The sequence below is a fragment of the Kitasatospora sp. NPDC093558 genome (assembly GCF_040683475.1).
Taxonomy (GTDB): Bacteria; Actinomycetota; Actinomycetes; order Streptomycetales; family Streptomycetaceae; genus Kitasatospora.
In genome coordinates this window covers 1-2,523 of record NZ_JBFBDY010000807.1, presented here as the reverse complement: position 1 = coordinate 2,523, position 2,523 = coordinate 1, and the positions used below count along the sequence as shown (strand labels likewise).

The window sequence follows — 2,523 nt, the reverse complement described above, 5'->3', positions numbered from 1 at the left end:
GTCGTCACGAGGCTGCCAGAATCGGCTGGGCCGCTTCTGTTATCGCTCACATTTCTACGCCTTGCACGCGGCAGGCCGTGTCGAGCCGCACGACATGCGCTGCCCGAGCTTCGGTGGCGCGGTCCGGAACGTCCTCCACCCAACGACGAAGGATCCAGCCATGGCGATCAACAGACGTGTCTTCCTGTCGAGTGCCGCCGGCATCGTTGCCGCCGCGACGGCGAATCTGACGCTCGGTACGGCGAGGGCGCTCGCAGCCCCGTCGTCCTACTCGCCCACCTGGGCCTCGGTGGATCAGCACCCGCCTGCGCCGGAGTGGTTCCAGGACGCCAAGTTCGGGATCTACTTCCACTGGGGCGCCTTCAGTGTCCCGGCGTACGGCAGCGAGTGGTACCCGCGGAACATGTACATCGGCGGCAGCGATGTGAACAACCATCACATCGCCACCTACGGGGACCCGTCGGTCTGGCCGTACAACAACTTCCTCGACGGGGCCCGCGACAAGGCCGGCAACTGGGTGCAGTTCTCGCCCAAGTTGGCTTCCCAGGGCGGGAACTTCGACCCGGACGCCTGGGCCCAGCTCTTCGTGGACGCCGGCGCCCGGTTCGCCGGGCCGGTGGCGGAGCACCACGACGGCTTCTCGATGTGGAACAGCACGGTCAACGAGTGGAACTCGGTGCAGCGAGGACCGAAGCTGAACCTCCTGCAGATCTTCCGCGACTCGATCCGGGGCAAGGGACTGAAGCTGCTGGTGGCCATGCACCACGCCTACAACTTCAACGGCTACTACGACCACGCGCCGGCGCAGCCGACCGCGAGCCTGCAGAAGCTCTTCGGCCAGCTGGGCACCACGGCGGAGAACCAGCTCTGGTACGACAAGCTCAAGGAGGTCATCGACCTGGCCCAACCGGACATCCTGTGGGAGGACTTCGACCTCTCCAAGGTCGACGAGACGCAACGCCTGAACTTCCTCTCGTACTACTACAACCAGGCCCTGGGCTGGGGCCGGTTGGTCGTGGCCACCTACAAGGACGGTTACGACAACCTCGGCGAGGTCTTCGACTACGAACGCGGCGGCCCGGGCGACATCGCCAACCCGTACTGGCTGACCGACGACAGCATCAGCAGCTCCAGCTGGTGCTACACCGTCGGCATCGGCTACTACTCCACCCAGCAGATGCTGCACGCGCTGATCGACCGGGTCAGCAAGAACGGCAACGTGCTGCTCAACATCGCCCCCATGGCGGACGGGACGATTCCGCAGGGCCAAAAGGACGTCCTTCTGGGCATCGGCGACCACCTCCACCGGTTCGGCGAGTCCGTGTACGCCACCCGGGCGTGGACGGTCTACGGGGAGGGGCCGACCAAGATGGGCGGCGGCTCCTTCACCACCCCCGTGGCAGGCACGAACAAGGACTTCCGGTTCACCCGCAGCAAGGACGGCACCGTCCTGTACGCCACGGTCCTCGGCTGGCCCGGGAGTTCCACGACCATCAGCACCCTGGCGAGCGGCCGCATCGACCTCAGCTCCCTGACCTCGGTCCAGCTGCTCAGTGCGACCGCAGGCACGTACACCAGCCTGCCCACCCCGACCCAGGCGAGCGACGGCCTGCACATCACGCTGCCGTCGCCCTCGGCCCCGTTCAGCGCCCTCGCCTACGTCCTGAAGTTCACCTTCTCCGGTCAGATCCCCGTCCTCCAGCCCGGGGGCACCGGCGTGGCCACCGCGTACAGCGACATCTCGTACGCGGGCACGGCAGCCGCGCTGGTGCTGGGCGGCTATACGGCCGCCCAGTTGCAGAGCGCGGGGCTGGCGGCGCAGACCATCTCGTCCTTGCGGGTTCCGGCCGGCTACCAGGTGATCGGCTACTCCGCCGACAACTTCACCGGGACGGCGTGGACCTTCAGCGCGGACAACCCCGACCTGCGCAGTACCGGCAACAACGACGCCATCACCTCGCTGAAGGTGATCTTCAACCCGGCCACCTACTTCCGGATCGGCAACGTCACCGACGGCCTGGCCCTGGACAGCGGCGGCAACGTCGCCTCGGGCAGCAACCTCAAGCAGTGGACCTGGAACGGCAGCCCCAATCTCCAGTGGCAGGCGGTCGAGCTCGGCAACGGGTACTACAAGCTGGTCAACCGCACCAACGGGATGGTCGCCGACGGCTGGGGCGCCACCTCCAACGGGGCACCCGCGCAGCAGGCTCCCTGGAACGGCGGCACCAACCAGCAGTGGCAGATCACCGATCGGGGCAACGGCCTGTACAGCATCGCCAACCGCACCACGGGCCTGGTCCTGGACGGCGGTGGCCAGGTCGCCGCCGGCTCCGTCACCAAGCAGTGGGGCTGGAACGGCAGCTCCAACCTGCAGTGGTCCGTCATCGCACAGTAGGCCGTCGAACGGGCGGTTCACGACGCGCTGCCCAACCGCTACAACGCCGTCAACAAGTCCGCTCCGCAGGCCTGTCCGCGTGGCCACCGCGCCAGGACCCTTCGTCGGACTCCCGCAGCCGGGAGTCC

General features: G+C 67.3%; 1 protein-coding gene. It reads left to right on the top strand.

From position 1 onward, the window contains the following. Positions 1–160 precede the first annotated feature (160 nt). Positions 161–2,395 (top strand): alpha-L-fucosidase, encoded by a 2,235-nt coding sequence (locus tag AB0O00_RS35460; protein ID WP_363658823.1) that lies wholly within the window; start codon positions 161–163, stop codon positions 2,393–2,395. Positions 2,396–2,523: the final 128 nt, after the last annotated feature.

Bases quoted from the DNA above. Each gene is read 5' to 3' on its own strand.
- AB0O00_RS35460 (WP_363658823.1), top strand. From the start codon at position 161: ATGGCGATCAACAGACGTGTCTTCCTGTCGAGTGCCGCCGGCATCGTT.